This is a genomic window from Novosphingobium album (ex Hu et al. 2023), from assembly GCF_022832385.1.
Classification (GTDB): domain Bacteria; phylum Pseudomonadota; class Alphaproteobacteria; order Sphingomonadales; family Sphingomonadaceae; genus Novosphingobium; species Novosphingobium album.
Window position 1 is genome coordinate 16,645 of sequence record NZ_JALHLE010000018.1, and the last position, 26,119, is coordinate 42,763.

The window sequence follows — 26,119 nt, forward strand, 5'->3', positions numbered from 1 at the left end:
GAAGGGTGCCGCCATCTTGCGGCACCCTTCGCGGCATCAGTCCCCGTGCTTCTTGTCGCGGGTGCTTTCGACCATGCCTGGTGTGATGAACCCGATCGGCGAGACTTCCATGGCGCGCTTCTTCAACTCGCCCTTCATCTTCGCGTATTCGGCTTCCATTTCCTCGGTCACGGTGGCGCGGCTGTCTTCGAGGGCATCCTCGAAATCGCCCATGGTCACCGAGTCCACCCCGGCACCGCGCTTGCGGATGGCGATCAGGCCGGCACGGCGGACCACGTCTTCCAGATCGGCGCCGGTGAAGCGCGCCGTGCGGTCGGCGATGGTGCCGAGCTGCACATCGTCGGCCAGCGGCATGGCCGAGGTGTGGATGCCGAGGATGTGTTCGCGCCCCGCCGTGTCGGGCGTGCCGACATAGACCAGCTCGTCGAAGCGGCCGGGGCGCAGCAGGGCCGGATCGACCAGCGCTGGCCGGTTGGTGGCGCCCACGAGCACGACCGACTGCAGTTCTTCCATGCCGTCCATTTCGGCGAGGATGGTGTTGACGACGCGGGCGGTCACTTGCGGTTCGCCCATGCCGCCGCCCATGCCGCGGGCAGGCACCAGGCTATCGATCTCGTCGATGAAGACCACGCAAGGTGCAACCTGACGAGCGCGGGCGAAAAGCTTCGCGATCTGCTGCTCGCTCTCCCCGTACCACTTGCTGAGCAGGTCTGACGACTTGATCGAGATGAAGTTCGCCTCGGCTTCCTTGGCGACGGCCTTGGCCAGCAGCGTCTTGCCGGTGCCCGGGGGGCCGTAGAGCAGGAAGCCCTTGGCGGCGCGGATGCCCAGCTTGTGGAAGGCCTCCGGGTTCTTCATCGGCAGTTCGATGCCTTCGCGCAGCGTGCGCTGCGCGTCGTCGAGCCCGCCGATATCGGCCCACCCGATGTTCGGTACCTGCACCATGACTTCGCGCATGGCCGAAGGCTGGACCCGCTTGAGCGCTTCGATGAAGTCCTCTCGCGTAACCGAGAGGCTTTCGAGCACTTCGGCCGGGATCGTGCGCGCTTCCAGATCGAGTTGTGGCATGATCCGGCGTACAGCCTCGATTGCGGCTTCGCGGGTGAGCGCGGCCAGGTCGGCGCCGACGAAGCCGTGGGTGGTGCGTGCCAGTTCCTTGAGGTCCACCTTGTCCCCCAGCGGCATCCCGCGGGTGTGGATGGCGAGAATTTCGCGGCGACCCGATTCGTCCGGCACGCCGATCACGATCTCGCGGTCGAAGCGGCCGGGGCGGCGCAGCGCTTCGTCGATGGCATCGGGGCGGTTGGTGGCGGCGATGACGACCACGTGGGCGCGGCTGTTGAGGCCGTCCATCAGCGTGAGGAGCTGCGCGACAAGGCGTTTTTCCGCCTCGCCGTGGACCTGATCGCGCTTGGGCGCGATCGAGTCGATCTCGTCGATGAAGACGATCGCGGGCGCGGCCTTGGTCGCTTCTTCGAAGACCTCCCGCAGGTGCTTCTCGCTCTCGCCATAGCCCGAACCCATGATCTCGGGGCCGTTGATCGAGAAGAAGTTGGCTTCGCTCTCGTTGGCGACGGCTTGCGCGAGGCGAGTCTTGCCGGTTCCCGGCGGACCATGGAGCAACACGCCCTTGGGCGGGGCGACGCCGAGGCGCGTGAACAACTCGGGATAGCGCAGCGGTAGCTCCACCATCTCGCGCAGCTGGCGGATGGTATCGCTCATGCCTCCGACGTCGTCGTAGTTGACGTCGCCGCGCGCATCCTGCGCTTCCTCGAAGGTCTCGCGCAGCTCGACTTCGGTATTCTCGTCGATATGGACGATGCCGCGCGGGGTCGTCGAGAGTACGTTGAGGCGGATCTGCGTCAGCGCATAGGCCGGCGCATTGAACATGCGGCGCAGTTGCGGGGGAATGTCAGCAACCTGCTGTTGGCCCGCTGTGGCCACGAGGTCGCCCTGCACCATCGGGCGGCCGAAGAAGTTGCGCTTGAGCGCGCCGGCGGGGCCCTGAAGGCGCATGTCCTTCTGCGCCGGCGCGAAGACCACGCGTTGTGCGGGGCGCGATTCGGCCTTGCAGACCGTGACGTGATCGCCCGAACCAACTTCGGCATTGCCGCGCTGGAGGCCGTCGAGGCGAATCAGTGAAAGCCCTTCGTCTTCCTCGAACGCGAGAACCGCGCGGGCCACCGTGACCGACTTGCCGGTGATTTCCAGAGTATCGCCTTCCATCGCACCGATGGCCGAGAGCGAAGCGCGAGAAAGGCGGGCAATGCCCTGGCCGCTTTCCTCCTGCCGCGCGGCAGCCACCTGCAGCTTCACCGTGCGCTGTTCCAGCTGGGTATCCCCGTCCGCCATGTCGTTCCTTTCCGGCCAATGGGCCTTGAACCGCGAAGCGGCTCCCGGCGCCTGTGCCATTAGGAACTAGGTATCAGCGATCGGGATTTCAAACGCTCGCACGGCATGCCGATGCGTAGGCCTTGGGAGCTTTGCGCTGGACAAGAAAAAGACCCGGTCGTTGCCGACCGGGCCGTGGAAGTTTTGGGAGAGGATGCCTGAAAGGCACTGTCTGTATGTCTCCCGGCCGGCATTTGTGCAAGTGCGAAATGTTGCTGAATGATTGCGAAAAATACAACTCCAGTTGCATGAAACCACATCGCTCAGACATTTTCCCACGAATACCCCGGAAATCCGTCCTTTCTGAAAGGCGATTCGAATTTACGATTGCATTCAAAGCAAGTGTGAGAAACAGACTTCCCAATACGGAAATCCGCGACCTGCTGCATTGCGCAATTTACTTAGCAAACTGAGTATTCGGTTGGGAAAACAGAAAGGTACGGACAGGCTTGCACCTGCCCGACACCTCAAGAGTGCTGGGCCGTCAGCGTAACCGTGGCTTCAATGGGCGAGAAGCAGCGCCGGCGCGTTCGCTTCGTCAAGGAAGTAGGCGGTCACGCCGCCGAACAGGAACTCGCGCATCCGGCTCTTGCCGTAGGCGCCCATCACCAGCAGTTCCGCGTGCGACTGGGCCACGGCGATGGCGAGTGTTTCCTCGGTCGACCCGCGCCTTTCGTGTTCCTCGTATTCCGCATGAATGCCGTGGCGCGAGAGGTAGCGCAGTGCGTCTGTGGCGGGAAAACCGCCGGGCTTTTCGATGACCGAGATGACTTTCACCATCTGGCAGCTGTCGAGCAACGGCACCGCGGCGCGCAGGGCCGAAGCGGCCTGTTCGCCGCCATCCCACGCAATGCAGGCACGGCGAACGGGCATTTCCAGCGTCTTGCTGTCGGGAAGGGCCAGAACCGGCGTGCGCGAGGCCAGCGCCAGTTCACCGGCAAGACCGCCCGAGCGGGACAGAACCACGAGATCGGCCAGCCGTGCGGCATTGGCCAGCGCGTTGACGGGATCGTCCTCGCTGCGCAGGATATCGAACGGCACGTCGTCGCGGGCCATGCGCGCTTCGAACTTGGCTGCTGCCTCGTCGTCTTCCTTGCGCGCTTCTTCCAGTGCGTCGGAAATCACGTAGCTGCCGCCCATAGGGTCCATCGCGATGTAGCGGGTCACCGGTGTATCGACCAGCACACTGAGGTGGCCGCTGAACCGGCGGGTAATATCGAGTGCCGTGTCGATCCGGGCATCACTGCCCGGTTTGCGATCGGCGTTGACGAGAATCGAGCGCATGATGTGTTTCTCCCTCTGATGCAGCGAAGGTAGCTCTTGGGCGCGCAATGGCCATGACAAAGATCAACCATCGCCATTGTATGGATATTTTGTGGGAGTCGCCCGCCCTTTTTCTGGATTCAATGCGGGGCAGTATCGATTTCCAGCCGGGCGGCGCGGGCGAACAGATCGAGGATCACCGGGTCGCGCTCGCGGCTGCGGATGGCGGCTTCGAAATGCACGGTGCGGCGCGGGCGAGGCAGCACTTCACGTAAAGTGCCGGCAGCCAGGTGTTCGCGCACCATCGTTTCCGGCAGCACGGCGGCGCCGGTGCCATTGGCTACGATCTCGATGAGCGTGCGCACATTGTTGCAGGTGTGAAGGGCGCGCGGTGTCAATTCCTCCGCTTCCAGCGTCGCCAGCGTCACGGCGTGGAGTGGTGAGTGATCAGGTAGCGACCAGACCGGCAAAGGTTGCGAAAAGCCGCCTGCTTCGGCAACCGCCGCGCCCGCCGCCCACACCAGCTCCACCGATCCGATCGGCGCGGTCCGCATGCCAGGGCTGGCGGCGGGCCCGGCGAGGAACACGATGTCGCGCGTTCCGGCGAGCAGCTGCTGCAGCAGCCGGGCTGTGAGGTCGAGTTCGATTTCCATCGTCACGCCGGGGCGTTCGCGCTCGATGGTCTGGATGAAGGCAGGCAGGCAGCTGGCCGCCGCGATCTCGCCCGAACCGATGCGCACCGCGCCGGTGGCACCGGCATAGTCGCTCGCTTCCAGCAGGACTTGTTCCAGCCCCCGGCACAGCGGTTCGCTCGCCTGCACCAGCCGCCGTCCGCGCGCGGTGAGCACCATGCGCCGTCCCTCGCGCTGGAACAGGGCAACGCCCAGCTGCTGCTCGATCTCGCGCACGCGTGCGGAAATGGCCGATTGCGTAGTATTCAGGCGCTGGGCCGCAGCGCCGAAAGTGCCGAGGCGGTCGATCCACATCAGTGTCTCGAGGTGGAAGAGCGCGATCCGTTTCATCGCTATTCCTTGTGAAATTCGATAAAAAATAATCGCTATTCGTAATCATAGGTTCTGTCTAGTTTCGCGCGGACATCCGGAAGGGAGACTCATGAACAAGCTCTATCCCAGTGCAGAGGCCGCGCTTGACGGCCTGCTCAAGGACGGCCTGCTGATTGCCAGCGGCGGCTTCGGCCTTTGCGGCATTCCCGAGCGCCTGCTCGACGCGGTGCGCGATTCGGGCGTGAAGGACCTGACCTTCGCCTCGAACAATGCCGGCATCGACAACGAAGGCATCGGCAAACTGCTGCGCACCAAGCAGGTGAAGAAGATGATTTCGTCCTACGTGGGCGAGAACAAGGAGTTCGAGCGCCAGTACCTTTCCGGCGAACTGGAAGTCGAGTTCTGCCCGCAGGGCACGCTTGCCGAGCGCATGCGCGCGGGCGGCGCGGGCATCCCGGGCTTCTACACCAAGACCGGCGTCGGCACCCAGATTGCCGAGAGCAAGGAAACCAGGGTGATGGAAGGCCGCAGCGGCCCCGAGGAATTCGTCCTCGAAAAGGGCATCTTCGCCGATCTCGCTTTAGTGAAGGCGTGGAAGGCGGACGAGAGCGGCAATGTGATCTTCCGCAAGACCGCGCGCAACTTCAACGTGCCCGCCGCCACGTGCGGCAAGGTCTGCGTGGTCGAAGTGGAAGAGATCGTGCCTACCGGCAGCCTCGATCCCGACGCGATCCACCTGCCCGGTGTCTATGTGCAGCGCCTCGTGATGGGCGCGCCCTACGACAAGAAGATCGAATTCGTGACGACCCGCGAAAGGGAGACCGTCTGATGCCCTGGAATCGCAATGAGATGGCCGCGCGCGCGGCGAAGGAACTGCAGGACGGGTTCTACGTGAACCTCGGCATCGGCATTCCGACGCTGGTGGCGAACTATGTGCCCGAGGGCATCACCGTGACGCTGCAGTCGGAAAACGGCATGCTCGGCATCGGGCCTTTCCCCTATGAGGGCGAGGAAGACGCCGACCTCATCAACGCGGGCAAGCAGACGGTCAGCGAACTGCCGCAGACCGCCTATTTCGATAGTGCTCAGAGTTTCGCGATGATCCGCGGCGGCCACATCGACCTTGCCGTGCTGGGCGCGATGGAGATTGCCGAGAACGGCGACATCGCCAACTGGATGATCCCGGGCAAGATGATCAAGGGCATGGGCGGCGCGATGGACCTCGTCGCCGGCGTCAAGAAGATCATCGTCGTCATGGAGCACACCTCCAAGGCCGGCGATCCCAAGTTCATCCCGGCCTGCACGCTGCCGCTTACCGGCAAGAACGTGGTCGACATGATCGTTACTGACCTCTGCGTGTTCCAGCGCCCCGATCACAACAGCCCGTTCAAGCTGGTCGAACTGGCGCCCGGCGTCACCGCCGAGGAAGTAGCGGCGAAGACGACGGCGCACTACGTGAGCTGACCTTTCGGCAGGCTCAGGGTGAGCGGGGGGCTGGTAATGGAACTCCGCTCGTGCTGAGCTTGTCGAAGCACGCTTCCGGCACCGGGCTGAAGCGGCGATCGCAAGGGAGGCGCCATGAAAATCCTGCTGACAGGCTCTTCCGGTTGGCTTGGCAGGCATCTGGTTCCGCTGCTGCAGTCGCGCGGGCATGAGGTTACCGGGCTCGATGTCGCGCCCGGCGAGTACACCCGTATCACCGGCTCGGTCGCGAACCGTGATCTCGTGTTCCAGGCGGTCGCGCATTACGGCATTGAGGCGATCATCCACGCGGGCGCGTTGCACCAGCCGGACATCGCCCGTTTCCCGCGCCAGGCCTTTATCGACGTCAATGTCAGCGGCACGCTCAACCTGCTCGAAGCGGCTGCCGAGGCGGGGCATTCGCGCTTTCTCTACACCTCCACCACGTCGCTGATGGTGCGCGCCGATGTCCGCGCCGGAGCGGGCGAGGCCGGGGCGTGGTGGATGGATGAAGACTTCGGCCCGCTGGAGCCGCGCAATATCTACGGCGTTACCAAGCTGGCGGCCGAGAACCTGTGCCGCCTGATGGCGCGCGAGAGCGGCATGGCCGTGGCGATCCTGCGCACCGGGCGCTTCTTTCCCGAGGACGATGACATCCTCGCCGTCCCCTCCGGCCCCAATCTCAAGGTCAACGAACTGCTCAACCGGCGGCTCACCGTGGGCGATGCGGCGCTGGCGCATCTCGCCGCGCTGGAACGGATCGAGGGGTGCGAGACCTTCGTGCTTTCGGCCCCGCCGCCGTTCGCGCGAGAGGATGCCGCCGCTCTTGCCCGCGACGCGCGCGCCGTGATCGCGCGGCGCTTTCCCGAGGCGGCAGCGCTCTATGACCGGCAGGGCTGGGTACTGCCCGAAAGGATCGAGCGGGTCTACGATCCGGCCAAGGCGGAGCGCTTGCTCGGCTGGCGGGCGCAGACGGACTTCGCCGCGGTTCTCAGGGCCTTGCGCGAGGGGACGGATCTGCCATTCGCGCACGATTCGGACTGGATCTCGCCGGTGCTCATGCGATCGTCCTGACGCTGCGGGCGGACTTGCCGCCGTCATGCGGCCGCCCCATACTCTCCTGCAAACAGCACGGGAGAATCCGAAAATGACCGACATCGCCGCCATTCCGCTGACCCGCATCGACGGCGCGTCCGACAGCCTTGCCGGGCACAAGGGCAATGTCCTGCTGGTCGTCAACGTCGCCAGCAAGTGCGGCCTCACCCCGCAGTACGAAGGGCTCGAAAAGCTCTACAACGAATACAAGGACAATGGCTTCGAGGTTCTGGGCTTTCCCGCCAACGACTTCGGCGCGCAGGAGCCGGGCACCCATGAAGAGATCATGGAGTTCTGTTCGGTCAACTACGGCGTGTCCTTCCCGCTCTTTGCCAAGGCCGATGTGACCGGCGAGGGCAAGCAGCCGCTCTATGCCGCGCTGACCGAAGCGCAGCCGGATAAGGTCGGGCCCTCGGCGGAATTTCGCGAGCGGCTCAAGGGTTATGGCATGACCCCGACCGAGGACCCCGAAGTGCTCTGGAACTTCGAGAAGTTCCTGATCGCCAGGGATGGCACGGTCGCGGGCCGCTTTGCGCCGGGCGTCGAGCCCGCCGCGCCCGAACTGGTCGGCGCGATCGAGGCCGAACTGGCGAAGTAAGCGTTCTCAGCCCTCGCCCGTCTCGACCGGACGGGCGGGGTCACAGATCCATTCGCTCCACGAACCCGGATAGATGCGGGGGCGCGGAAGGCCCGCAATCTCCATGGCTAGGGCGTTGTGGCAGGCTGAAACGCCTGATCCGCAGCTCAGGACGGCGGGTTTGCCGTCCAGCAGCGCAGTGAACGCGGCCGCAAGTTCGCTGGCGGGACGAAAACATCCGTCGGCCCCGACATTGTCGGCGAATGGGCGGTTGCGCGCGCCGGGTATGTGCCCGGCAACGGGATCGACCGGGTTCGGCTCACCGCGAAAACGCGCAGGCGCACGCGCATCGAGCACCTGGAATTCGGCGCTCCCGATATTGGTCAGGACTTGTGCCACCGTGACCGGCGCGGCGACAAGCGGTTCGTCTGCTTCGAAGTCGCCGGTCATGGCAGGGCCGGGCACGGCCGTTTCGAGCGGCAGGCCCGCCCGAACCCAGGCCGGTTTGCCACCGTCCAGCACCGCGACCTGTGCGTGGCCCAGCCAGCGCAGAAGCCACCATGCCCGTGAAGCCCACACGCCGCCGTCGCTGTCGTAGGCGACGACCTGCTGCCCCTTGCGCAGCCCCATCGAGCGTAGCCATGCAGCCAGAGCCACGCGCGCGGGTAGCGGATGGCGGCCATTGGTGCCGTCAGGCGGGCTCGCCAGATCGTCGTCGAGATGGGCATAGTGCGCACCGGGCAGGTGCCCTTGAGCATAGATTGCAGGGCCCTTGCCGGGATTGCCCAGTTCGAATTCGCAATCGAGCAGCAGCACATCGCGGCCCGACGCCAGCAGCGATTGCAGTTCGGGAACAGTGATCAGGGTTTCAAAGGACATGGGGCCGTCTCTGCCGGGTGCCGGGAAGTCGGCATTCTAAACCTTGAAGCTAGTGTCAGAATGCGCCGAAGCAAGCCTAAGCTTGTTGCTTGCAGAAGGGTGTGCGGCGTTCATCGATAACGTGGGCGGTGTGAATTCGGCAACCTTTTAAGGCCGGTCTGAATTTGGCTGGACAGTGCGGATTTCCTTGGGAAAGTCGCCGCAATCGGAACACAAGGTTACCGTCATGACCCCCCGTTCACTCTCGTTGCTAGCTGGCACTGCTGCATCGCTGGCGCTGGTTTCGTCCCCTTTACGTGCCGATGAGGGCATGTGGACTTTCGACAGCTTTCCCGCCGCAAAGATGAAGGCGGACTATGGCTGGGCACCCGATCAGGCCTGGCTGGACACCGTTCGCAATGCCGCAGTGCGTCTTACGGGCGGCTGCTCGGCCAGCTTCGTCTCGGGGCAGGGGCTGATCCTCACCAACCACCACTGCGTGGCCTCGTGCCTCTATGACAATTCGACCGGCGAAAACGACCTGCTCGATCACGGCTTCGTTGCGGCAGCGCTCAACGACGAGAAGAAGTGCCCCGGCCAGCAGGCCGAAGTGGTGACGAAGATCGCCGACGTCACCGCCGACGTGAAGAAGGCCATCGGCTCACTTACCGGTGAGGCGCTGACCAAGGCGCGCGACGCCCGGATCGCCGAGATCGAGGCCGCCAACTGCACCGACCGCGAAAAGACCCGCTGCCAGGTCGTCACCCTGTTCGGCGGCGGGCAGTACAAACTCTATACCTACCGCAAGTATTCCGACGTGCGGCTGGTCTGGGCCTCGGAAGACCGCGCCGCGACCTTCGGCGGCGATCCCGACAACTTCAATTTCCCGCGCTACGACCTCGATGGCGCCTTCCTGCGCGCATACGAGAACGGCAAGCCGGTCAAGACGCCGGACCACCTCAAGTGGAACCCCCGCTCGCCCGAGGAAGGCGAAGCCACGTTCGTTGTGGGCAATCCCGGCTCGACTTCGCGCCTTTTCACGCAGAGCCAGATGGCGTTCGAACGTGAAGTGCGCTTGCCGGTGATCGTTACCACCTATTCCGAACTGCGTGGCCGCCTGATCCGCGCGATGGAGGAAAGCCCCGATCATGAGCGCGAGGGGCTCGACATGCTCAACGGCGTGGAGAACAGCCTCAAGGTCTATATCGGCCGCATGAAGGCGCTGAACGATCCGGCGTTTACCGGCAAGCTCGCCGAGGCCGAGGCGGATCTCAAGGCCAAGAGCGCCGGCAACGCGGCGATCGGCGATCCCTGGGCGGAGATGGACAAGACCGTGCAGGCCTACCGTGCGCTCTACATGGCCTATCGCTTCATCAATCCGTCGGGTGAACTCTATGGTTATGCCCATACGCTGGTGATGGCGGCGGCCGAGCGTGCCAAGCCCAATGCCGAGCGCCTGCCCGGCTATACCGAAAGCGCCTTGCCGCTCACCGAAAAGCGCCTGCTCGATGCGGCGCCGGTCTATCCCTGGCTCGACGAGCTGCGGATGGAATGGAGCCTGTCTAAGGCGCGCGAATACCTCGGCGTCGATGATCCGGACAGCAAGCTGCTGCTCGGCAAGGAAAGCCCCGAGGTGCTGGCGCAGCGGCTGGTCTCCGGCACCAGGCTGGCCGATCCGGAATTCCGCAAGCAGCTTTGGGAAGGCGGCCTTGCCGCGATAGAGGCTTCGGACGATCCGATGATCGTCTATGCCCGCAAGCTGGAGGCGCGCCAGCGTGAGCTGGAGAAGCAAGTGGACGAGGCCTACTCCGGCCCGGCCACGGCGGCCGCCGCCAGGCTGACCGACGCGCGCTTCGCCGCTTATGGCGACACGCTCTATCCCGACGCGACCTTCACCCTGCGCATCAGCTACGGCAAAGTCGAAGGCTGGCCCGAGCGCGGCCAGCAGGTGCCGTTCGAGACGACCATCGGCGGCACCTTCGAGCGCGCGACCGGCGCCCCGCCATTCGATCTCGCCCGGGCCTTTGCCGCGAAGGAAGCGCAGATCGACAAGTCGGTGACGTTCAACTTCGTGACCACCAACGACATCATCGGCGGCAACTCGGGATCACCGGTGATCGACAAGGCAGGCACCGTGATCGGGGCTGCCTTCGACGGCAATATCCACTCGCTGGGCGGCAATTACGGCTACGACCCGGTGCTCAACCGTACCGTTGTGGTCTCGGCCGCCTCGCTGCAGGAAGCGCTGGAGACGATCTACCCCGCGCCGCGTCTGGTGAAGGAACTGTCGGTGAAATAAGCGCTGGTTCCGGACAAGGCTAAACAAAAAGGGCCGGGGTTATTCAAACCCCGGCCCTTTTTAAAACGGTGGCTGGCTTGGTCTCAGGCCAGCGCGGCCTTCAGCGCCTCGCCGAGGTCGGTGCGCTCCCACGGGAACAGGTCGCCTTCGGGCTTGCGGCCAAAGTGGCCATAGGCGGCCGTGGTGCCGTAGATTGGCTTGTTGAGGCCGAGGTGCATGCGGATCCCCCGCGGGGTCAGGCGCACGAGGCCGGGCAGGATTTTCTCCAGCTTCGCCTCGGTGGCACCGTTCTTTTCGGTTCCATGCAGGTCGACGTAGATCGACAGGGGCTCGGCCACGCCGATCGCGTAGGACAGCTGGATCGTGCAGCGGCGCGCGAGGCCGGCGGCGACCACGTTCTTGGCAAGATAGCGGGTGACGTATGCGGCCGAGCGGTCGACCTTCGTCGGGTCCTTGCCGGAGAAGGCGCCGCCGCCGTGCGGGCTGGCGCCGCCATAGGTGTCGACGATGATCTTGCGTCCGGTCAGACCCGCGTCGCCGTCCGGTCCCCCGATCTCGAAACGGCCGGTAGGGTTGATGTGATAGACCGTGTTTTCGGTCAGCAACTCGGCGGGAAGGACCTGTGCGATCACCGACTTCACATGGTCACGCAGTACGGCGTACTTGGCCTCGTCGCCTTCGCCGTTGTGGAAATAATAGTCCGGCGCGTGCTGGGTCGAAACCACGATGGCGGCTGCCTCGACGGGGCGCTCGTTCTCGTAGCGCAGCGTCACCTGACTCTTGGCGTCAGGCTCGAGGAAGGGAGCGGCGCCCGACTTGCGATCTTCAGCAAGGCGCTGGAGGATCTTGTGGCTGTAATCGAGCGTGGCCGGCATCAGGTCGGGCGTTTCGTCGGACGCATAGCCGAACATGATGCCCTGGTCGCCCGCGCCTTCGTCCTTGTTGCCCGAGGCATCGACGCCCTGCGCGATATGGGCCGACTGGCCATGCAGGCGGTTGATGAACTCGAAGGTTTCCCAGTGGAAACCGTCCTGCGCGTAGCCGATTGCCTTGACGACATCGCGCACGGTCTTCTCGATTTCCTCGAGCGCGCCCGGCGCCCATTCACCGTTTTCGTAGACGCCCTTGCAGCGGATTTCGCCGGCCAGGACTACCAGCTGGGTGGTCGTCAGCGTCTCGCAGGCGACACGCGCCTCGGGGTCCTTGGCAAGGAAAAGGTCGACGATCGCATCGGAAATCTGATCGGAGACCTTGTCGGGGTGGCCTTCCGAAACGCTTTCGGAAGTGAAGACGTAATCACTGCGCATGCATCACACCTGACATCAACATATAAAGAAATCTTTATGTCCGGTGTCCGATCTACCCGCGATGGCGATTCAGTGCAACCACGGAAAGGCACGCGAGGAACAAGATCCCGGCCAGAGCGAGCGGCAGCGCATTGCCATGGCGGGCGAAGGCGGTGGGCTCGTGCGGCGGTGGGATGCGTCCGTCGATGCGACCGGCCGTATGGTAGGCCACCGCGTTGCGTACGAGGCCGTCAGCGTCGATCACTGCGCTGATCCCGGTCGTGGTCGAGCGCAGGATCGGCAGGCCTTCCTCGATCGCACGCAGGCGAGCCTGCGCCAGATGCTGGGGTGGGCCCCATGTGCCGAACCAGCCGTCGTTCGAAGGGTTGTAGATGTAGTCGGGCCGGTTCAGCGGATCGACGACTTCGCCGCTGAAGACGATTTCGTAGCAGATCTGGATGCCTGCCTTGCCCCAGGTGCCGAAGTCGTAAGTGCGCGCGCCGGGGCCCGGCCAGAAATCGAGTGCACCGGCCACAAGACGCGAGGCGCCGAGTGGTTCGAGCAGCCAGCGCATCGGCAGGTACTCGCCGTAAGGAACGAGGTGCGCCTTGGAATAGCCGGCGAGGATACTGCCCCGGCCGTCAATGGCGGTGACGGAATTGCGTGCGGCTATGGCGTCGCCATCCTTCATCACGAGGTCTACCGCGCCGGTGAGCAGCAGGCCGTAGGGACCAATTACCCGGCCGATGCGCGCGCGGGCGATCTCAGGATCGGCAGCATAAGTATAGAGGCGATAGAGGTAGAGCGGATAGCCGTCGCGCAAGTAGTCACCGAGGCCCGATTCCGGCCAGAAGACCATGCGCTTCTGGCCTGGATCGCGCGACAGCGACAGACGCGCCATCTTCTGGAAACTGGCCTCGTACCAGCGCGGATCGTCGATGATCTCCTGCCGCAGGTCGGGCTGGATCAGGGTGAAGCGGACAGCACCTTCCTCGCGCCGGACCCACGGGTCGGACACAGTCATCAGTGTGCCCAGCGCGGCAGCAGCGGCCAGCACAGGGATGGCCCAGAGCCAGCGCTTCGCGCCTGCGGCGCGCGCGCCCGGCCGGGCGAACAGCCCCGGAACCCCGGCCAGCAGCACCAGCACGCCGGATAGCCCGTATGTGCCGATCCACGGCGTCAGCAGCGCGAGCCCGCGTGTCTGGAACTGGCCGAGAAGGGCGATCCCGAGAGGGTTCCAGGCAAAGCCTGTGAACACCCATGCGCGCATCCACTCGGTGATGATCCACGCTGATCCGAAAGCGAGCACGAAGGCGGAGAATGGCGTGCGGGCTCGGTCCGGCCGCGCCAGAAGCCAGGCCGCGAGCGTTGCCAGTGCCGGAAAGACAGCGAGGTAGAGCGAGAGCAGCGCGACTGCGATGGCGCCCAGCCACACCGGCATGTTCGCCTGATAGGTGAAAGCCGTTGCGATCCAGTTGTTGCCGAGCGTGAAATGCCCGAGGCCGAAGTACCAGCCGATCAGAAAGGCCCCGCGTCCCGTGCGCGCCCGCATCACGAGTTCGATCAGGAAGGCCACTGCCAATAGCGTGAGGGGCCAGAGCGAGAGGGGCTGAAACCCGCATGCGGCCAGCGCACCGCTGCCGGTGGCGGCAACGGCTACGGTGAGCCGGGGGCGCTCAAGGGTTTTGGGGATCTTGAGGAAGGGCATAGGGCGCCGGAGAGACTGCATCGGCGCCGGTTTGTAAGCTCGCCCGGCAGCGACGCAAGCGAAGTTGCGCGCGCCGGGCAAACTTGTCGTATTGTCAGCCGTTCACGGCTTCGAGCGAACCGTTCGCGTCGTCTGCCGGTGGTGCCGCCTTGCGGGTAGTCCGGCGGCGCTTGGGCTTTTCCCCGGCGGCCTCGTCACCAGCTGCGGGCTTTTCGGACGCCTTTGCAGAAATCGAGGGCGGTAGCGTGGCGGGGTCGAAATTGCCCGAGCCGGCTTCCTGATCCGATTCTCCGCCATCCGAGGCTTCACCATCGTCGTCGCGGGATTTGCGGCGCGGCTTGCGGGCCTTGGGTGCGCGGGTGCTGGTGCGGTTGTCGCGAACGAAGGGATTTTCGTCAGGTTCATAGATCGAGCGCGGCTCGGAACCCGTTTCATCCTGTCCGGTGTCAGTGGCTCCGGCGCTTTCGGGCTGCTCTTCTGACGATCCCCTGGCGCGGCTTTCGCGCTCGCCGCGCGGTGCACGGTCTTGATCGCCGTTGCCGCCCTGATGACCGCCTTGCTGGCTGCCGGAATGACCGTTGTCGCCGTAGGTGTCATCGTCAGAGCCGTAGTCGTCGCTGCTGTCCTGCTGCTGCCGGTCGTCGCGGCGCGGCTGGCGGGATTCTTCCTGGCGCTGCTTCTGGTCGGCAAGGACGCGGAAGTAGTGATCCGCGAACTGGAGGTAGTATTCCTCCTGGACACGGTCGCCGTTGAGGTGCGCGTCATGGGCGAGCTTCCGGTACTTCTCCAGCAGCTGCGGAGCATTGCCCCGCGCCCTGCTGTCGATGCGATTCATCTGCTGGCCGCCCTGCTGACGGTTATTGCCGCGGCCACGCCTGCGGTTATTACCACGATTGTTATTCAAGGATTACTTTCCTCAAAACCCCTGGCACGCGTCCGAACGCTGAGCCCGGACTGCCGTATGTCTATGATCACGGCTAACCCCCCGGCTGCCGAGACTTCCACATCTGCCTTGTCACGGCGCCCCGACCGCGACCGCATGCAAATAATGGAGGTGGACCGGGAATGGGAAGTTCCGTCCATTAACCGGTACCACTTAATCCTTAGGGTCTCCGGGGGCGGATTCCAAGCGAAAACTTACGCGGCCGCGCCATTATCAACCGAAAATGCGATGATTCTCGGGCGTCCGCCCAGGTCATGATGGATTGCGGCAGCCAGTCCGGCGGCTTCGCCGATGGCGCTGACCGCCTCCGCTTGCCGGTAGCCGATTTCGACCAGTGCCAGACCGGAAGCTGCCAGAAGGCCAGGCAACTGGGGGATCAGAATCCGATAGGCGTCGAGTCCTTCCGGCCCTGCGAAAAGCGCGCCGTGCGGCTCATGATCGCGCACGCCCGGTTCGAGCGACGCGTCGTCTTCGATGTAGGGCGGGTTGGCCAGGATCAGGCCGAAAGGCGCGCCAAGGCCCTCGGCCCAGCCCGGCTCGCCCCAGTCCCGCAGGTGGAATTGCGCACGGTGGTCCAGCCCGAGCTTTGCCGCGTTGCGCATCGCGACCGCCAGTGCCTCGCTGCTGCGGTCGATGGCGGTGCCACGGGATTCGGGAAAGAGGCTGAGCGCGGCGAGCAGCAGGGCGCCGGACCCGGTGCCGCAATCGAGGATGCTTGTCGGCGCCGTGCCATCAAAGGCTTCGCGGGCGGTCTCGATGGCGGTTTCTGAATCGGCGCGGGGGATGAGGACGGCCGAATCGACCTCGAATTCGAGGCCGTAGAACTCGGCCGTGCCGACGATGTAGGCCACGGGCTCGCCTGCAAGGTGCCGCGCGAGCAGGTCTTCGAACGCTTCGGGGGCAGGATCGCGCATGTGCCGCAGCAGCAGATCCGAACGGCGGCAACCGAGAGCGGCCGCCATCAGAACTTCGGCATCGAGGCGCGCGGTGGGATTGTCCGCCCCGAACATCTGCGCGGCTTCGCGCAGCCGCGCGCCGACAGTCAGGGTCACGAATCCATCGCCGCGAGGCGCTTGGCTTCGTCCTCGGCGATCAGCGCGTCGATCAGTTCGGCAAGACCCGGCCCCTCGAGCACTTCGGGCAGGCGGTGCAGGGTCAGGTTGATGCGGTGGTCGGTCACGCGCCCTTGCGGGAAGTTGTAGGTGCGGATGCGCTCGGAGCGATCGCCCGAACCGACCATGGCCTTGCGGGCCTCGGCTTCGGCGCCCTGCGCCTCGTCGCGCATCTTTTCGTAGAGGCGCGCGCGCAGGACCTGCATCGCCTTGGCCTTGTTCTTGTGCTGGCTGCGCTCGTCCTGACAGATCACCACAAGGCCGGACGGCAGGTGGGTGATGCGCACCGCCGAATCTGTGGTGTTGACGTGCTGCCCGCCCGCGCCCGATGCGCGGTAGATGTCGATCTTGAGGTCCTTGTCCTCGATCTGGACATCCACTTCGCTGGGTTCCGGCAGCACGGCCACGGTCGCGGCCGACGTGTGGATGCGCCCGCCCGATTCGGTCACCGGCACGCGCTGGACGCGGTGCACGCCGCTCTCGAACTTCAGCTTGGCGAAGACGCCGGTGCCCGCGACGTTGGCGACCACTTCCTTGAACCCGCCGAGGTCATTGGCATTGGCGGAGATCATCTCGACCTTCCAGCCCTGCTCGGCGGCATAGCGTTCGTACATGCGGTAGAGATCGGCTGCGAACAGCGCGGCTTCGTCACCGCCGGTGCCTGCGCGGATTTCGAGCATCGCCGGGCGCTGGTCCGCGGCGTCGCGCGGCAGCATGGCCACGGCGAGCTGGCGTTCGAGTTCGGGCAGCTCTTCCTTGATCCGCGCGATTTCCTCGGCCGCGAGCGCCCGCATCTCGGGATCGGGATCGTCGAGCTTCTGCAGGTTGGCCAGTTCGCTGCGCATGTCTGCGACTTCGCGGGCCACCTTCGCGACCGGTTCCAGCTCGGCGTAGTCACGGCTTGCCGCCACGAAGGCATCGCCTTCGAGCGTACCCGAGGCAAGACGCGCCTCCAGTTCGGAAAAGCGGTGCCCGATCTGGGCGAGGCGTTCGTCGGACAGGCTCACGACTGCAGCGACTGGATGACCTGCTCGACGGCAAGGTATTCGGCGGTGGGCTCTGCTGCGCGCAGGTTGGCGACGGGCACGCCGTCACGCATCACGAACGAGACGAGGACCTTGGCGCCCAGCTTCACCGCCTTGTCGAAGCGCTTGCGGGGCGAACCGGTGGCGATCATCTCGGCATCGATGCCCTGGTGGCGCAGTGCAGTAATGGTCTTCTGCGCGTAGCCCAGCGCGGCATCGTCCTCGACCGCGAAAATGCAGGTGAGCGCAGGTTCGCTCGAAATGCCCGCATCGGCGACCAGCATTGCCAGCCGCTCGATCCCAGCTGCCCAGCCGACTGCCGGCGTGTGCGGGCCGCCGAGCGCCTCCAGCAGACCGTCGTAGCGGCCGCCGCCGAGCACCGTGCCCTGTGCGCCGAGCCGGTCTGTTACAAATTCGAAAGCAGTGTGCCGGTAATAGTCGAGCCCACGCACAAGGGCCGGGGCACGGACGAAGTCCACCGAGGCAGCCTCGAGCCCTTGTGTCACCGCACCGAAGAAGTCCTGCGCTTCGGCCGACAGGAAGTCGTCGATCCTCGGCGCATCGGCCGTGAAGGGTTTGTCGCGCGGGTCCTTGGAATCGAGAATGCGCAGTGGATTGCGCTCCAGACGGTCCTGCGAGTCTTCGCTGAGTGCATCCTTGTGGTCGCGGAAGTACTCGATCAGCGCGGCGCGCCAGGCTTCGCGGCTCTCTGCATCACCGAGCGTGTTGAGCTGCAGCGTCACGCCTTCGGCAATGCCCAGTTCCTTGAGCAGCTGATCGGCCATGACCAGCAGTTCGACATCGGCCATCGGCTCGGCTGCGCCGATGATCTCGGCATCGATCTGGTGAAACTGGCGGTAGCGGCCCTTCTGCGGGCGCTCGTAGCGGAACAGCGGCCCGTGCGTCGCCACCTTGAGCGGGGCAAACTGCTTCCAGCCGTTGGTCAGATAGGCGCGGGCGATCCCGGCGGTGAACTCGGGGCGCAGGGTCAGCGATTCGCCGCCGCGGTCGTCGAACGAGTACATTTCCTTGGACACGACGTCGGTCGTCTCGCCCAGCGAACGGGAGAACACGGCGGTCTTCTCGAACACCGGCATCTCGGTGCGGCGGAAACGGTAGAGCTTGCGGACGCGCTCGAAGGTCTCGACGACGTGCGCGAAAGCCTCGGCATCGGCGCCGAAAATGTCCTGGGTTCCGCGAATGGCCTGTGGTGTACTGCTCATGACGCGCGCGCTTAGCCCGAATGCGCGCCGCGATAAAGTGGTCCCCTCGCATCGTTCCTATTGGATGGTTGCCAAATCCGGTAACGCCCGCATAGATACGCGTAATGAAATATCTTTCTGCGGTTGCGACGCTCTCTGCCCTCCTGTCCCTTGGCGCTTCGGCCATGGCGCAGGATCCCTCCCGAACCACACCGATGGCGCCCGCGCTGCCGCCAGCCATCCCGGCTGCGCAGGACGTGCCTTATCCGGGCACGATTGCGCTGCAGATCGATGCCAGCGACACCGGGCGCGGCGTGTACCGCGTGACCGAGCGTATTCCGGTAACACCCGGAACCGGCACGCTGACGCTGCTCCAGCCTGGCTGGCTGCCCGGCAATCACTCGGAAACAGGCCCCTATTCGCTGCTCGCCGATTTTCACTTCTATGCCGATGGCAAGGAAATTCCCTGGGTGCGCGATACCGTGGCGGTGAACGCATTCCACCTTTCGCTGCCGCAGGGCACGACGGAAGTGACTGCCAAATTCGCCCACACCTCGCCGGTGCGGACCAGTGAGGGCCGCATCACGATGACGCAGGAAATGCTCAACCTGCAGTGGGAGAAGATGAGCCTCTATCCTGCCGGCCATTACGTGCGCGGCATTCAGGTGAAGCCCACTGTCACATTCCCCAAGGGCTGGACGGTTTTTACCGCGCTCGACGGCATGGCGCGGCAGGCCGATACTGTCACCTGGACCGCGACCGACTACGAACGGCTGGTCGATTCGCCGATCTTCGCCGGTTTCCACGCCAAGCGCTGGGACCTTGGCCATGACGTGCATCTGGACGTCGTGGCAGATGAGCCCGAACAACTCGCCATAGAGCCTGAGCATCTCAAGACTTACCGCAACCTTGTCGATCAGGCGCTGCTGACCTTCGGCGCGCGGCACTTCGATCACTACGACTTCCTGCTGGCACTGACCGACCGCATGGGCGGCATCGGGCTTGAGCACCACCGTTCCAGCGAGAACCAGTACGAGCCCAATTCCTGGACCGACTGGGACAGCATGGACTGGGACCACAACGTGATCCCGCACGAGTTCACGCACAGCTGGAACGGGAAGTACCGCCGCCCGGCCGACCTGTGGACGCCGGACTACCAGCAGCCGATGCAGAACACGCTGTTGTGGGTCTATGAAGGCCAGACACAGTTCTGGGGTTACGTGCTGGCCGCGCGCTCGGGTGTGCAGAAGAAGGACACCGTGCTCGGCATGTTTGCCAGCGCAGTGGCCAAGTACGCCGAAGGCACGCCGGGCCGCGGCTGGCGCTCGGTGGAGGACACCACCGCTGCACCGCAGCTCGCCCGCCGCCGTCCGCTGCCCTATGTTTCGCTCACCCGCAGCGAGGACTACTACGTCGAAGGTGCGCTGACATGGCTGGAAGCCGATCAGATCATCCGCAAGGGCACCGGCGGCAGCAAAGGGCTCGACGATTTCGCCAGGGCCTTCTTTGGCGTGCGTGATGGCGACTGGGGTGAACTGACCTATGACTTCGACGAAGTCGTGCGCACGCTCAACGGCGTTTACGCATATGACTGGGCGAACTTCCTGCGCACCCGGCTCTATGAGACCAACCAGCCCGCACCGATGAACGGCGTGCGCATGGCCGGGTACAAGCTGGTGTGGAAGGAAGAGCCCAACGCTTTCGAAAAGGGTGTGTCCGATGCGCGCAAGACGCTGGACCTTACCTATTCGCTGGGCTTCTCGCTGAACAAGGACGGGGATGTCACGTCGGTGTTGTGGGATGGACCGGGCTACAATGCCGGGATCGTCAACGGCGTGAAGATCGTGGCCGTCAATGGCCGCTCCTATTCCAAGGCAGGCATGCAGAACGCGATCAGCGCCGCGAAGGCTCCATCGAAGCAGCCGGTCACCCTGCTGGTGAAGCGGGGTGAGCGCTACGATACCATCGCGATCGACTATTATGGCGGGCTGCGCTGGCCCTGGCTGGAGAGCGCGACACCGGGCAAGGATACCGGCCTGGACCGCCTGCTGGCGCCCCGGCGCAACTAAATTTCACGGGCACCAGAAGGCTGTTGCGGTGCAATAAAGTCAAGGCTAAGTCGCGCGCATCTTGATCCCATCGGCAACTATTCAATGCTTGCCAATAGAGAAGGACCATCATGCGCATCGACAAGATTCCCGTTGGCGATAACCCGCCGGAAAGCCTCAATGTTATCATCGAGGTTCCTGTCGGCGGCGAGCCGGTCAAGTACGAGTTCGACAAGGAATCGGGTGCCCTGTTCGTCGATCGCATCCTGCATACGCCGATGCGCTATCCGGCGAACTATGGCTTCGTGCCGCACACGCTCTCTCCCGACGGCGATCCGCTGGATGCACTGGTTGTCGCCCGCTCGCCGTTCATCCCGGGCTGCGTGATCCGCGCCCGTCCGATCGCGGTGCTCAATCTGGAAGACGAGCACGGCGGTGACGAAAAGTTGATCTGCGTGCCCGTGGATAGTACTTTCCCGTACTACTCCGACGTGAAGGAAAAGGACGATCTTCCGGAGATCGTCTTCAAGCAGATCGAGCACTTTTTCACCCACTATAAAGATCTTGAAAAGGAAAAGTGGGTACGTATCGGTACATGGGGCGGTGCGGACGATGCGCGCCAGATCGTTGTCGAGGCGATCGAGCGGTATCAGGCCACGAAAACCGCCTGATTCGGGTTACCTATCGATGAGGTCCACTCCCCCATGTGGATCGGGGGCCGGCGGTGAAAGTCGCCGGCCCCTTGTCAATTGACCCGGAAACATTGGCCGGAAGTCATTTGATCTGCCGCAGGGGGAGTGAGACCCGTCAGGTGACGACGCGGCCGCCGTTGACGCCGATCGTCTGGCCGGTGACATAGCCGCTGCGTTCGTCGCACAGCCAGGCACAGGCATTGGCAATATCGTCCGGCTCGCCCATGCGGCGCACGGGGATCGTCTGCAACAGCACTTCGGTCGGGATCTGGAACCGCTCGCGGTTGGCTTCGGACATGATCGTGCCCATCACCGAACCCGGCGGGATATTGTTCACGGTGATACCCCAGGGGCCGAATTCCTGCGCCATCGAGCGGGTCATCGTGACCACCGCGCCCTTCGACGAGCTGTAGGGGATCATGTTGATCGCCCCCGTCTGCGCGCTGGATGACGAGATGTTGACGATGCGGCCCCAGCCCGCGGCCTTCATGTCGGGCAGGCATTCCTGCGTCAGGATGAAGATGCCGCGCACGTTGACCGCGTAAATGAAGTCCCAGCGCTCGTCGGTCAGTTCCTCGAACGGCGTGAAGTCGGTGACCCCGGCATTGTTGACGAGGATCGAGACCGGGCCGAGCTGCTCGCGAACCTGCTCCAGCGCAGCCTTGACCGAGGCCCGGTTCGATACATCGGCGCCGACTGCAATCGCCGTGCCGCCCGCGTCCTTGATGACCTTGACGGTATCGGCGCAGCGCTCGGCGTCGAGGTCGAGCACGGCGACGGCCACGCCCTCTTTCGCGAGGCGCCTGGAACAGGCCGCGCCGATCCCGGCGGCGGCGCCGGTGACGATGGCAACTTTGTAGCTCATGGAAATGCTCTCCCGGTCACGTCAATTGAATGCCCAAGGGCTAGGCGACAATGCGGCCGTGAGAAAGACGGTATTTTGAACGCGTGTTCAGTCTTCGCCGGGGCGGGGTGCGCGCTCGAGAATGCCATCCACGAAACTGGTGATTGCAGCGAAGGTCTCCGCCGAACCGGGCAGATCCCGCCCGCGCACGACGGCGACGTGCTCCATACCGTCGAGCGCCACCAACCGGCTGTCTCGTCCCAGAGCATTCAGCCGCGCGTGGAAGCGCCACGAATCGTCCAGAAGGACCTCCCCGGTTCCCACGCTGATCAGGCAGGGCGGGTAGTCCTGCAGATCCCGGTCACCGGCAAAGACTGGTGAGGCAAGCGGGTGTTGCGGGTCGAATCCCTGAAGATAAAGGTCGGCTGCCACTCGCGCGGATTTGGTGCCGAACAGCGGATCGCTGGCGGCATTGGCGGCGAAACTGGGTGCGGTGACGGTAAGGTCCAGCCAGGGTGAGAGCAGCACGAGGCCGTCCACTCGCGAGGTGAGGCCTGCAGCCGTCATCAAACCGATGCTGGCGGCAAGTCCGGCGCCCGCGGAATCGCCCGAGACGATCAGCGGCGCCTCGTCCGCCTCCTCGCTCAGCGCCTGCAGCGCCTGCAGCGCCGCGAGCGCATCGTTGAGACCGCCGGGGAAGGGTGTCTCCGGCGAGAGCCGGTATTGCGGCACCACAATCGTCACACCGCATCGAGCCGCCAGTGCTTCGGCGAAAGGTCCCTCAAACTCGGGGCGCCCGATCCGGAAGCCGCCGCCGTGGAGTTGCAGCACATAGCCGCGCGGAGTCCCCGGCGGATCGAAGCGCAATGTGCGCAGGCCCGCCAGTTCGGTTTCCAACGGCGGCACCATGGTGGCGAACATGCCTGCGGCGATCCCCGCCGCCATCTGCGCGCGCCGCTCGGCCAGATCGGGCGGCGCCGGGTAGCCGGGCCGCTCGATAGAGAGTGCCAGTCCGGTCTTCAGCGTCATTCGGCCGCCTGCAGGGCTATGGCCTGTTCCAGCCCTTGAGCAGTGCGCTGCGCGCCCATCGCCTTGAGTTCAGGGATTACGTAGTCGCCCAGCAGGGTGATCGCTTCCAGCACCGCTTCCTGCGGCAGATAGCCGAAGTTGACGTAGCACAGCACCTGATCGACACCGGCGTCCTCGTACTTGAGGAACTTCTTCAGGCATTCCTCCGGCGTGCCGATGATCACCATGTCCTGCTCATCGAAGGAATGAATGTCGAAATCGCCATCGGCCTGCTTCTTGAGCAGGGGGAAGGCCTTTTCCTGCGCCTCCTTCGGCAGGTGCGCCATTTCCCACTTGAGGATGAAGGCCGCGCTTTCGCGGTACCACCACCACATCGAATCCCAGACACGGTTGGTCTCGAACTTGCTGCGGCTCTCGGTGCAGTGGACGAGCGTATAGACGCCGACCTTGTTGGTGTGGACGTGGCTGACCGGCACCGCGTTCTTCTGTTCCTCGCGGTAGATGTCGATCAGACCGGCCAGCTTTTCGAGCGGCTGCATGATCGAGAAGCACAGCAGGCCCAGGCCGTTTTGGCCGGCCATGCGAATCGTTTCCTCGGATGATGCCGCCATCCAGCAGGGCGGGTGCGGATACTGGTAGGGCTTGGGCGTCACCATACGCTTGGGGAACTGCAGGTACTCGGAGTCTTCCTCGTAGTATTCCTCGGCCCACATGCCCGACACGGTCTTGCAGGCCGCCAGCATCTTCTTCTTCGATTCGGCTGCATCGACGCCGAAAGCGATCTGCTCCATCGGCGTGGAACGGCCCATGCCCCACTCCGCACGGCCCCGGCTGAGCAGATCCACCGTCGCAACCTTTTCGGCGACGCGCACCGGGTGGATGAACTCGTGCGGCATCAGCGTGACGCCAAAGCCGAGGCGGATGTTCTCGGTGATCTGCGAGAGCGCGCCCAGCACCACGTCGTTGCAGGGCATGTGGCTGCGCCCTTCGCGGAAGTGGTGCTCGACCAGCCAGGCGGTGTGGAAGCCCTTCTTGTCGGCCAGCGCAATCTGCTCGATGCAGTTCCTGTAGGCCTGTCGCTCCTTGGTGCGCTGGCCCCAGGGGTGTTCGCCTTCCCAGGGCTTGGGGGCTTCGAATTCATAGAGAAGTCCGAGTTCCATGGTGTCAGGCCTCCTGCTTTTCGGCTTCGATCTGCTTGCGACTCTTGCGTGCGCCGGCGCAGAACTTGGTGGAAAGCGAGCGGTCGACCGTCAGGCTCTGGCCCGAGATGCCGCTAGCAAGGTCGGAGAGCAGGAAGACGATCGCGTTAGCCAGCTCTTCGGGTGGGCAGAAATTCTGTTCGCTGCCCTGCACGACGTTCTCGGACACGACGCGGGTTAGCACGCGTTCAGTCGCCACCGCGCCGGGCAGCACCGAATTGGCGCGGATGCCGAATTCGTGCCACTCGTTGGCCATGGTCCGGGTCAGTGCGGTGATCCCCGATTTTGCCGCACCATAGGGGCCGTGCCAGGGCGCCGAGGTCAGCGAGGAGACCGAGGAGACGTTGACGATGGCCCCGCGCTCCCCGCGATCGATCCAGGTCTTCGCGGCATCGCGGCATAGCGCGAAGATATAGCCGAGATTGAGCTGGAAGGTCTGCCAGAAGGCGTCGGTCGGCGTCTCGTCGAGCGGCATCCATTCGCCCTCGCGCGTGCCGCCCGCGACATTGGCAAGGCCGTCCAGTCCGCCGAAGGTGCCGAATATCTGCGCGATGACGCCTTCGCAGGCGGCCTTGTCCATGAGGTCGACCACCATCGGATGGATGGTGCCGCCCAGCGCTTCCACATCCTCAACAGTTGGCGCGATCAGCGCCGCATCCTTGTCGAGCGCGATAATCGTCGCGCCCGACCTTGCCAGTTGGCGGCACGTGGCGCCGCCGATCCCCCCGCGCGCGACGCCGCACACGAGGATGGTGCGACGGGTCAGGTCGATGGCTAGAGTCATGGCATTCTCTCCCCTTGCCCGCTCTTGCGGCGGGCCTCTGGTCAGATGTCGATGCGATAGAGTCTGGCCGCATTCCCACCGAGCACCTTGGCTATTTCCTCGTGCGTCAGGTCGCCGTAGCGGGTGTCGAGATTGTCGATCGGGTAGAGCCCGGTCGGGTGCGGGAAATCGGTTTCGAACAGCACGTTGTCGACGCCCACCTTGCGCACCATGTCGGCCGCGGCCTGGCCCTGCTCGAACCAGAAGCAGGCGAAGAAGTTGCTCTGGAAGTATTCGCTGGGCTTCTTCTCGAAGCTGCGTCCCTCTGCGATCTCGGTGAGCTGGTAGTCGAGCGCTTCCATCATGAAGGGCACCCAGCCGATCCCGCTTTCGACCGAGACGAACTTGAGGCCCCGGAACCGGTCGAGCAGGCCCGAATAGATCAGGTTGGCGACGACCTTGCCATTGTTGAAGAACAGCATTGCACCCGAAATGCCCGAGCGCAGGTCGCGCGTGAGCGAGGGCCAGCCCTGCTGGCCCATCCAGTCGATCGAGGTTTCCGAAGCGCCGATGTGGAAGTTCACCGGCAGCGCCATGTCCTCGCAGACTTCCCAGAGCGGATACCAGTGCTCATGGCCGAGATCGGGCAGGCGCTCTCCGCCCAGATCGACGAGGTGCGGGTCCGAATTGATGTTGACGCCGCGAAGGCCCATCGCCGCGCAGCGTTCGATTTCGGCGATGGCGAGTTTGACGTCCCACCAGGGCAGCAGCGCCATCGGGAAGAAGCGGCCATTCGATTCGGCCTGCATTTCCGCGACAGCATCGTTGTAGATCTTTACGCAGGACAGGCGCAGGTCGGCATCGACCTTGGCCGCCGCCTGTCCGCCGAAGCCGAGGATGTTGGGATAGACGATCTGGGCGTAGATGCCGGTCTCGTCCATCACCTGCAGGCGTTCCTTCAGGGAGGATGAGCCGGTGTGGACGTCCTCGAATTGCAGTTTCAGGAAATCGTCGAGCACGCGGACCTTGCCGCCGTCCTTGAGGATCGCGCTGTTGGGGTGAGCGCCGGTGCCGATCGACTTGTCGCCGTCGATCACCCAGCAGCGCTGTCCGTTCAGCATCTTCACCTGCGGCACGCGGTCTCGGATCGAGGCCGGGGCGCGGCTGGTCCACATGTCGTGGGGTTCGGTCAGGTGCGTGTCGGCGTCGATGACCTTGTAGGCGCTCTTCGCACCCGGCCGGTCGAGGCTGGCAGTGGCCATGGCAGGTTCTCCCGTGATTTGGTTCTTGGGAGGATTGGTCGCTCAGGTGCCGGGCCTT

General features: G+C 64.5%; 22 protein-coding genes. 7 read left to right on the forward strand and 15 right to left on the reverse strand.

What is annotated here, in order from left to right:
- Positions 1-36: 36 nt before the first annotated feature.
- The 3 genes from MTR64_RS11910 to MTR64_RS11920 all read right to left on the reverse strand — a co-directional run bounded on the left by MTR64_RS11910 (position 37) and on the right by MTR64_RS11920 (position 4,676).
- Positions 37-2,352: a CDC48 family AAA ATPase gene (locus MTR64_RS11910; RefSeq protein ID WP_243994346.1), complete on the reverse strand. Its 2,316-nt coding sequence runs from the start codon at positions 2,350-2,352 to the stop codon at positions 37-39.
- Positions 2,353-2,892: 540 nt separating this feature from the next.
- A complete protein-coding gene (locus MTR64_RS11915; protein ID WP_243994099.1) occupies positions 2,893-3,675 on the reverse strand; it encodes a universal stress protein in 783 nt (260 codons plus the stop codon).
- Between the two features lie 119 nt (positions 3,676-3,794).
- Positions 3,795-4,676: a LysR family transcriptional regulator gene (locus MTR64_RS11920; protein ID WP_243994101.1), complete on the reverse strand. Its 882-nt coding sequence runs from the start codon at positions 4,674-4,676 to the stop codon at positions 3,795-3,797.
- A gap of 91 nt (positions 4,677-4,767) precedes the next feature.
- Between MTR64_RS11920 and MTR64_RS11925 the strand changes: the two genes are divergently transcribed.
- From MTR64_RS11925 to MTR64_RS11940, 4 genes are all read left to right on the forward strand, one after another.
- Entirely contained in the window at positions 4,768-5,487 is a 720-nt protein-coding gene (locus MTR64_RS11925) for a CoA transferase subunit A (protein ID WP_243994103.1), read from the forward strand.
- On the forward strand, positions 5,487-6,122 hold the full coding sequence (locus tag MTR64_RS11930) for a CoA transferase subunit B (protein WP_243994105.1): 636 nt from the start codon (positions 5,487-5,489) through the stop codon (positions 6,120-6,122). Before MTR64_RS11925 ends, MTR64_RS11930 begins: the two co-directional genes overlap by 1 nt.
- Before the next feature lie 114 nt (positions 6,123-6,236).
- On the forward strand, positions 6,237-7,193 hold the full coding sequence (locus MTR64_RS11935; protein WP_243994107.1) for an NAD-dependent epimerase/dehydratase family protein: 957 nt from the start codon (positions 6,237-6,239) through the stop codon (positions 7,191-7,193).
- Between the two features lie 73 nt (positions 7,194-7,266).
- A complete protein-coding gene (locus tag MTR64_RS11940) occupies positions 7,267-7,812 on the forward strand; it encodes a glutathione peroxidase (RefSeq protein ID WP_243994109.1) in 546 nt (181 codons plus the stop codon).
- 6 nt (positions 7,813-7,818) lie between these two features.
- Here MTR64_RS11940 and MTR64_RS11945 read toward each other — a convergent pair whose 3' ends face one another.
- The gene (locus MTR64_RS11945; protein WP_243994111.1) at positions 7,819-8,670 is read right to left on the reverse strand and encodes a sulfurtransferase; all 852 of its coding nucleotides are present in this window, start codon (positions 8,668-8,670) and stop codon (positions 7,819-7,821) included.
- A 226-nt stretch (positions 8,671-8,896) separates the two neighbouring features.
- On the opposite strand from MTR64_RS11945, the gene MTR64_RS11950 reads away from it, so the two are divergent.
- Positions 8,897-10,948 (forward strand): S46 family peptidase, encoded by a 2,052-nt coding sequence (locus tag MTR64_RS11950; RefSeq protein ID WP_243994113.1) that lies wholly within the window; start codon positions 8,897-8,899, stop codon positions 10,946-10,948.
- 83 nt (positions 10,949-11,031) lie between these two features.
- Here MTR64_RS11950 and metK read toward each other — a convergent pair whose 3' ends face one another.
- The 6 genes from metK to hisS all read right to left on the reverse strand — a co-directional run bounded on the left by metK (position 11,032) and on the right by hisS (position 18,245).
- A complete protein-coding gene (metK, locus tag MTR64_RS11955; RefSeq protein WP_243994115.1) occupies positions 11,032-12,255 on the reverse strand; it encodes a methionine adenosyltransferase in 1,224 nt (407 codons plus the stop codon).
- Positions 12,256-12,307: 52 nt separating this feature from the next.
- The gene (gene lnt, locus MTR64_RS11960) at positions 12,308-13,963 is read right to left on the reverse strand and encodes an apolipoprotein N-acyltransferase (RefSeq protein WP_243994118.1); all 1,656 of its coding nucleotides are present in this window, start codon (positions 13,961-13,963) and stop codon (positions 12,308-12,310) included.
- 73 nt (positions 13,964-14,036) lie between these two features.
- Positions 14,037-14,846 (reverse strand): DUF4167 domain-containing protein, encoded by an 810-nt coding sequence (locus tag MTR64_RS11965; RefSeq protein WP_268740882.1) that lies wholly within the window; start codon positions 14,844-14,846, stop codon positions 14,037-14,039.
- A 233-nt stretch (positions 14,847-15,079) separates the two neighbouring features.
- A complete protein-coding gene (gene prmC / locus MTR64_RS11970) occupies positions 15,080-15,931 on the reverse strand; it encodes a peptide chain release factor N(5)-glutamine methyltransferase (protein ID WP_268740885.1) in 852 nt (283 codons plus the stop codon).
- 2 nt (positions 15,932-15,933) lie between these two features.
- Complete coding sequence (prfA, locus tag MTR64_RS11975; RefSeq protein ID WP_243994121.1) at positions 15,934-17,004, reverse strand: peptide chain release factor 1; 1,071 nt, start codon at positions 17,002-17,004, stop codon at positions 15,934-15,936.
- Positions 17,001-18,245 carry a histidine--tRNA ligase gene (gene hisS / locus MTR64_RS11980; protein ID WP_243994124.1) on the reverse strand — a complete coding sequence of 415 codons (1,245 nt, stop codon included), beginning with the start codon at positions 18,243-18,245 and terminating at the stop codon, positions 17,001-17,003. Before hisS ends, prfA begins: the two co-directional genes overlap by 4 nt.
- Positions 18,246-18,349: 104 nt before the next feature.
- Here hisS and MTR64_RS11985 point away from each other — a divergent pair, with 104 nt between their 5' ends.
- On the forward strand, positions 18,350-20,293 hold the full coding sequence (locus MTR64_RS11985; RefSeq protein WP_243994126.1) for a M61 family metallopeptidase: 1,944 nt from the start codon (positions 18,350-18,352) through the stop codon (positions 20,291-20,293).
- A 110-nt stretch (positions 20,294-20,403) separates the two neighbouring features.
- Entirely contained in the window at positions 20,404-20,943 is a 540-nt protein-coding gene (gene ppa, locus MTR64_RS11990; RefSeq protein WP_243994128.1) for an inorganic diphosphatase, read from the forward strand.
- A gap of 136 nt (positions 20,944-21,079) precedes the next feature.
- Here ppa and MTR64_RS11995 read toward each other — a convergent pair whose 3' ends face one another.
- The 5 genes from MTR64_RS11995 to MTR64_RS12015 form a co-directional block, all read right to left on the reverse strand.
- Positions 21,080-21,829, reverse strand: coding sequence for an SDR family NAD(P)-dependent oxidoreductase (locus MTR64_RS11995; protein ID WP_243994129.1), 750 nt, complete (start codon positions 21,827-21,829; stop codon positions 21,080-21,082).
- Between the two features lie 87 nt (positions 21,830-21,916).
- A complete protein-coding gene (locus MTR64_RS12000; RefSeq protein ID WP_243994132.1) occupies positions 21,917-22,837 on the reverse strand; it encodes an alpha/beta hydrolase in 921 nt (306 codons plus the stop codon).
- On the reverse strand, positions 22,834-23,997 hold the full coding sequence (locus MTR64_RS12005; protein WP_243994133.1) for an LLM class flavin-dependent oxidoreductase: 1,164 nt from the start codon (positions 23,995-23,997) through the stop codon (positions 22,834-22,836). The genes MTR64_RS12000 and MTR64_RS12005 overlap by 4 nt, the downstream gene beginning before the upstream one ends.
- Before the next feature lie 4 nt (positions 23,998-24,001).
- On the reverse strand, positions 24,002-24,820 hold the full coding sequence (locus tag MTR64_RS12010; protein WP_243994135.1) for an SDR family NAD(P)-dependent oxidoreductase: 819 nt from the start codon (positions 24,818-24,820) through the stop codon (positions 24,002-24,004).
- 41 nt (positions 24,821-24,861) lie between these two features.
- Positions 24,862-26,061 (reverse strand): amidohydrolase family protein, encoded by a 1,200-nt coding sequence (locus MTR64_RS12015; protein WP_243994137.1) that lies wholly within the window; start codon positions 26,059-26,061, stop codon positions 24,862-24,864.
- Positions 26,062-26,119: the final 58 nt, after the last annotated feature.

Excerpts from the sequence above, each read along its gene's own strand:
- MTR64_RS11920 (WP_243994101.1), bottom strand. The coding sequence starts at position 4,676 with ATGAAACGGATCGCGCTCTTCCACCTCGAGACACTGATGTGGATCGAC.
- MTR64_RS12010 (WP_243994135.1), bottom strand. The coding sequence starts at position 24,820 with ATGACTCTAGCCATCGACCTGACCCGTCGCACCATCCTCGTGTGCGGC.
- MTR64_RS11995 (WP_243994129.1), bottom strand. The coding sequence starts at position 21,829 with ATGAGCTACAAAGTTGCCATCGTCACCGGCGCCGCCGCCGGGATCGGC.
- MTR64_RS11915 (WP_243994099.1), bottom strand. The coding sequence starts at position 3,675 with ATGCGCTCGATTCTCGTCAACGCCGATCGCAAACCGGGCAGTGATGCC.
- ppa (WP_243994128.1), top strand. The coding sequence starts at position 20,404 with ATGCGCATCGACAAGATTCCCGTTGGCGATAACCCGCCGGAAAGCCTC.
- MTR64_RS11945 (WP_243994111.1), bottom strand. The coding sequence starts at position 8,670 with ATGTCCTTTGAAACCCTGATCACTGTTCCCGAACTGCAATCGCTGCTG.
- lnt (WP_243994118.1), bottom strand. The coding sequence starts at position 13,963 with ATGCAGTCTCTCCGGCGCCCTATGCCCTTCCTCAAGATCCCCAAAACC.
- metK (WP_243994115.1), bottom strand. The coding sequence starts at position 12,255 with ATGCGCAGTGATTACGTCTTCACTTCCGAAAGCGTTTCGGAAGGCCAC.
- MTR64_RS11910 (WP_243994346.1), bottom strand. The coding sequence starts at position 2,352 with ATGGCGGACGGGGATACCCAGCTGGAACAGCGCACGGTGAAGCTGCAG.
- MTR64_RS12015 (WP_243994137.1), bottom strand. The coding sequence starts at position 26,061 with ATGGCCACTGCCAGCCTCGACCGGCCGGGTGCGAAGAGCGCCTACAAG.
- MTR64_RS11930 (WP_243994105.1), top strand. The coding sequence starts at position 5,487 with ATGCCCTGGAATCGCAATGAGATGGCCGCGCGCGCGGCGAAGGAACTG.
- MTR64_RS11950 (WP_243994113.1), top strand. The coding sequence starts at position 8,897 with ATGACCCCCCGTTCACTCTCGTTGCTAGCTGGCACTGCTGCATCGCTG.
- MTR64_RS12000 (WP_243994132.1), bottom strand. The coding sequence starts at position 22,837 with ATGACGCTGAAGACCGGACTGGCACTCTCTATCGAGCGGCCCGGCTAC.
- MTR64_RS12005 (WP_243994133.1), bottom strand. The coding sequence starts at position 23,997 with ATGGAACTCGGACTTCTCTATGAATTCGAAGCCCCCAAGCCCTGGGAA.
- MTR64_RS11940 (WP_243994109.1), top strand. The coding sequence starts at position 7,267 with ATGACCGACATCGCCGCCATTCCGCTGACCCGCATCGACGGCGCGTCC.
- MTR64_RS11935 (WP_243994107.1), top strand. The coding sequence starts at position 6,237 with ATGAAAATCCTGCTGACAGGCTCTTCCGGTTGGCTTGGCAGGCATCTG.
- MTR64_RS11985 (WP_243994126.1), top strand. The coding sequence starts at position 18,350 with ATGAAATATCTTTCTGCGGTTGCGACGCTCTCTGCCCTCCTGTCCCTT.
- MTR64_RS11925 (WP_243994103.1), top strand. The coding sequence starts at position 4,768 with ATGAACAAGCTCTATCCCAGTGCAGAGGCCGCGCTTGACGGCCTGCTC.
- hisS (WP_243994124.1), bottom strand. The coding sequence starts at position 18,245 with ATGAGCAGTACACCACAGGCCATTCGCGGAACCCAGGACATTTTCGGC.